The sequence below is a fragment of the Flavobacterium sp. UBA4854 genome, assembly GCF_002399805.1.
Classification (GTDB): domain Bacteria; phylum Bacteroidota; class Bacteroidia; order Flavobacteriales; family Flavobacteriaceae; genus Flavobacterium; species Flavobacterium ginsengisoli.
This window is the reverse complement of sequence record NZ_DHEI01000127.1, coordinates 45,169-49,933: the sequence shown is the minus strand read 5'-3', so window position 1 is coordinate 49,933 and position 4,765 is coordinate 45,169. Positions and strand designations below refer to the sequence as shown.

At 32.1% G+C, this 4,765-nt stretch carries 5 protein-coding genes; 2 read left to right on the top strand and 3 right to left on the bottom strand.

The features are described 5' to 3' along the window. The first annotated feature begins 26 nt into the window (after window positions 1-26). On the top strand, window positions 27-545 hold the full coding sequence (locus B3J44_RS18695; RefSeq protein WP_286970388.1) for a hypothetical protein: 519 nt from the start codon (window positions 27-29) through the stop codon (window positions 543-545). Between the two features lie 60 nt (window positions 546-605). On the opposite strand, the gene B3J44_RS18690 is transcribed toward B3J44_RS18695, so the two are convergent. The 3 genes from B3J44_RS18690 to B3J44_RS18680 form a co-directional block, all read right to left on the bottom strand. Next, entirely contained in the window at window positions 606-1,619 is a 1,014-nt protein-coding gene (locus B3J44_RS18690) for a hypothetical protein (protein WP_286970383.1), read from the bottom strand. Between the two features lie 171 nt (window positions 1,620-1,790). After that, entirely contained in the window at window positions 1,791-2,762 is a 972-nt protein-coding gene (locus tag B3J44_RS18685; RefSeq protein WP_198856967.1) for a TerC family protein, read from the bottom strand. A 231-nt stretch (window positions 2,763-2,993) separates the two neighbouring features. Then, window positions 2,994-4,010, bottom strand: a complete 1,017-nt coding sequence (locus B3J44_RS18680; RefSeq protein ID WP_177210321.1) for a glutamine synthetase beta-grasp domain-containing protein — start codon at window positions 4,008-4,010, stop codon at window positions 2,994-2,996. 429 nt (window positions 4,011-4,439) lie between these two features. Between B3J44_RS18680 and B3J44_RS18675 the strand changes: the two genes are divergently transcribed. Then, the coding region (locus B3J44_RS18675) for a glutamine synthetase III (protein WP_286970379.1) at window positions 4,440-4,765 on the top strand (326 nt) is incomplete at its 3' end.

Here is a 4,765-nt window from a genome sequence, read left to right as displayed (position 1 = left end):
TATAGTATAATCCTTAAAAAAAAATTATGAAAAAGATACTTACCTTATTTGCAGTTATCGGTTTAATTGCATTTTCTAGCTGTGAAGGACCAGAAGGGCCTCCAGGAAAAGATGGTTATAATGGTGTGGGGACAGTTTATGAAAATGTAGCTCCTAATTATTATAATTTCACTAATAATAATAATTACAGCGTTAGGTTTAATTTTCCTGTACCGTTAGTAGAATCAGATGTAGTTTTAGTCTATCGTTTTGATGGCACTGATAATGGAGGCAGACCAGTTTGGCAAGCATTACCAGAAACTTATTATTTTGATGATGGAACTAGAGATTTTTCATTAAAATATGTTTTTACTTATAACTATGTGAATATTTATTTAGATGGAAATGATCAAGGAACTATTCCAGCAGATTATAGGTTAAATCAAATTTTTAGAATTGTTGTTGTTCCAGCAGATTTTGCAGCATCAGTAAATAAATCTAATTACTTAGAGGTTATGAAAGCCGCAAAATTAAGTGAAAGCCAAGTGCAGCAAATTAAGTTTTAATATGTTAACGCAAAAAAAAGGAAATCTCATGATTTCCTTTTTTTTTTGTGTTTAATAATATTAGCGTCCTCGAGGACTAGTTCTATCAGGTACGTTTATTGATGGATCAAATGGTTTTTGAGTTATTGTTACAGATGGTAGAACCATTGTGTAACTGTTAGTTGGTATTGGAGTACCATATCCTTCTTGACCTATCACAGGATGAAGAGAGATTAATAAAGCATTTTTGTTTTGGGTTGGTGAAAATTTAAAAGTTAAATATCTCCAAATTATCGCCCTGCTATCTAAAGTGTAAGATCTAGTATAATTCTCATAACTATAATCGCTTTGATTTAGATCATTTATGCCTTCATCGCTGCAAGGGTCTTTTAAAATAGGATCCCTGTAATTTGTAACATCTATTATTCCATTGTTTTTTAATTGTGCGTAAACAGTTGGATATCCATTGCTATATGTAGCTTTATCAACTGTATGAACATTATCGTAAAAACAGACCTGAAGCACAATTTCATAGGTTGTGTTTGCCTGAAAAGGATACTCTATTGAAAGAGCGCTACCTCTTTGTATATTTTTGTGCCAAGTTCCTCTCGGTTGATCAACTTTCTCGCCTCTATTGCTAGTGAATAATACCAATGAACCATAATACGTGTTATGATGGGGAACTTTAAACCCCCTAACTATATATCCATTGTTTTGTTTGGCAGGATTTTCACCATATACTCCAGAATCGGTATAGTAAGAGTTGCCATTATTGTATCTTTTTACAGTGCAGCCACTTTTAGTTGACTCACCTATTCCATATGCAAAATTGATATTGGTTGATTCTTCGGAAGTTTTAGATGTTGTTTTTTTAGAATATTCACTTTCTTCTGTTTTTATTGGGGTATCGAATATAAATATAGGTATTTTAGGTTTTGAACCATCGGTAATTTCTGCTTCATACACAATATCCCCATTAATAATATAAGTTTGGGTGGGATTTTTTCCAGATTGGCTTTTTGAAGATGATTCTTCCATACTGTCGCATCCAGTAATAATGAAAGGAGCTAATAAATAAAAATAAATCTTTCTCATAATAAAACTTTTAAAAGGTTTGTAGTGAGGTAAATGTATTTAAAATATAATATTTTACATCTTTTAAAATGTTAAATTGTAGGAATAATTTTAATTTTTGTAAATTGTCTAAATAAAAAAAGGAAATCTTAACGATTTCCTTTTTTTATGAATATATGTTTTTAAAGCTAATTATTCTTCGCTTGACGAATCATTTAAAACCTTTTCTGGTCCGAATTTAAGAGAAACTAGAATTCCAACTAAAAGTGATAAAGCAATAAATCCTAAAGAAGCCCATTCTGGAACTTCAATATAATCGTGCAGTAACATTTTTAATCCAACAAATGCTAAAATAGCTACTAAGCTGTATTCTAAATAACTGAATTTTGCCAACATATTTGCTAAGAAGAAATACATAGAACGTAATCCTAAAATGGCAAAAATGTTAGAGCTAAATACTAGAAAAGGATCTTTTGTAATGGCTAAAATTGCAGGAACACTATCTACAGCAAACAGCACATCCATAACCTCGATTACAATCAAAGCAACAAATAATGGAGTTGCAGCTTTTTTTGCAGTCTTGGTTGAGATAAAGAATTTTTCGCCATCCATTTCTGATGTAATCGGAATAATTTTTCCTAATGTTTTGTATACAAAAGAATCTTTTGGATGAAAATCTTCATCTTCGCCAGAAAATAACATTTTTATAGCGGTAAAAATCAAGAAAATACCAAAGACATAGGTTGTCCAAGTAAATTTGCTAATTAGCATTACGCCAAAGAATATCATCAAACCACGGAAAACAATTGCTCCTAGAATTCCCCAGAACAAAACGCGGTGCTGGTATTTTTGCGGAATTTTGAACGAAGCAAAAATAATAGCAATAACAAAGATGTTGTCAACACTTAGCGAAAGCTCAATTAAATATCCGGTAATGAATTTCATTGAAGCGACTGCAGGTTTTAACTTATCTGGGTTCGCGATATAATCTGTGGTATACAGCCAATAAATTACTCCCGAAAACAGGAAGGATAAAGTAACCCAAATAAGAGTCCATTTGCTGGCTTCTTTAGTACTAATAATATGTGGTGTTTTGTTAAAGACACCAAGGTCTAAAGCAAGAATAAAAATTACAGCAAGTAAAAAGAGAGACCAGACTATCATAAATTATTTTTTTTAATGATATACAAAGATAAGTTTTGAACTTTAACTTAAAAAGTAAATTTAATCTTAAAATTAAGTAATATTTGTTACTTGTAAAATGTTAAGTATTATAAAGTTATGAGGTTTTTTTCTTGTTTAACCCGACAAGTTTTTAAAACCTGTCGGGTTAATGCATAAAAAAAGTGCCAACAATTACGATGGCACTTTGTAAAATATATTGTAAGCTTTAAATTATATTGCTGAGTTAACAGTTTTGATAATTCTAGCAGCAATTTTGTAAGGGTCTCCGTTTGAAGCTGGTCTTCTGTCTTCCAACCATCCTTTCCAACCTTTTTGAACAGTCATTAAAGGAATTCTGATAGAACATCCTCTGTCTGAAACTCCATAAGAGAAATCGTGGATAGAAGCAGTTTCGTGTTTACCAGTTAAACGCTGATCGTTGTAAGCTCCGTAAACTGCAATGTGCTCAGCAGTAACAGGACGGAAAGCTTCACAGATTTTCTCGTAAACTTCTTGAGAACCACATGTTCTAAGAACTGTGTTAGAGAAGTTAGCGTGCATACCAGAACCATTCCAGTCAGTATCTCCTAGAGGTTTTGGGTGATATTCAATATAGTAACCATATTTCTCAGTCAAACGGTCTAATAGGTAACGAGCAACCCAGATTTCGTCTCCAGCTTTTTTAGCTCCTTTAGCGAATAATTGGAATTCCCATTGTCCGCAAGCAACCTCTTGGTTGATTCCTTCAAAATTGATTCCAGCAGCGATACATAAATCAGCATGCTCTTCAACTAATTTTCTACCGTGTGTGTTTTTTCCACCTACAGAACAGTAGTACATCCCTTGTGGAGCAGGGTATCCTCCAACTGGGAAACCAAGTGGAAGTTGTGTTTTAGTATCCATAATGAAATACTCTTGTTCGAATCCAAACCAAAAATCATCATTATCATCATCAATTGTAGCTCTACCGTTAGAAGGGTGTGGTGTTCCGTCAGCATACATAACTTCGCACATTACTAACCATCCGTTGATACGAGTTGGATCTGGATAGATTGCAACTGGAACTAATAAACAGTCAGAAGAACCTCCTTCGGCTTGTCTTGTAGATGATCCATCAAATGACCAGTTTCCAAGCTCTTCTAATGTTCCTTTGAAGTTTTCGTGTTCTTCAACTTTAGTTTTACTTCTAAGATTTTGAGTTGGTTCATATCCATCTAACCAAATGTACTCTAACTTAATTTTAGCCATAATAATATAAATTAATTTTTTTGTTTTTTTTCGTTGGGTCAAATATAGATTTATTTTTTCAGTCCCAAAAATTAGGGGGCTGTTTTGTTTTATGAACTATAATTTTTTGGATAAGCGCAATTTTGATAGGGGTATATTTTAAAAAAAGCAATTTTAATAACCTTAAAAAAACAAATTCGTAATAATTAAGGAACATTTTTGAATTTCCGAGTTAAGGAATTATGAAAAAATGTTTATTTAATCAATATTACCGTACAGTTTTGTTATATTTCTGTGATTTGAATTCATTATTCTTTGAAAAAAGCGTTTTATGTTGAGAAATTCTATTTCAAAAATCTAAAATTTATATTTTAAATAGGTTCTTTATTTGTTTATATTTGCTGATCATTTTTTAATGAAAATTAGTACGAATTTAAAACATACATAACCATGTCAACATTACGTTTCCAAGCTTTACAACAAGCTTCTAACAGAAAGCCGGTGCATTTTGAAGAAATTGGCCGAAAATCAAATCTTTTTGGGGCAAATGTGTTTAATGAAAAGGCAATGAAGCAATATTTAACTTCAGATGCATTTAAAGGAGTAAGAGATGCTATCCAACACGGAACTAAAATCGACAGAAAACTAGCTGATTATATTGCTATGGGAATGAAAGAATGGGCTCTTTCTAAAGGTGTAACACATTATACACATTGGTTTCAGCCACTTACAGGAACAACAGCAGAAAAACACGATGCTTTTTTTGAAACTTCTTA

Coding starts and splice junctions, on each gene's coding strand:
- B3J44_RS18695 (WP_286970388.1), top strand. CDS start 27: ATGAAAAAGATACTTACCTTATTTGCAGTTATCGGTTTAATTGCATTT.
- B3J44_RS18690 (WP_286970383.1), bottom strand. CDS start 1,619: ATGAGAAAGATTTATTTTTATTTATTAGCTCCTTTCATTATTACTGGA.
- B3J44_RS18685 (WP_198856967.1), bottom strand. CDS start 2,762: ATGATAGTCTGGTCTCTCTTTTTACTTGCTGTAATTTTTATTCTTGCT.
- B3J44_RS18680 (WP_177210321.1), bottom strand. CDS start 4,010: ATGGCTAAAATTAAGTTAGAGTACATTTGGTTAGATGGATATGAACCA.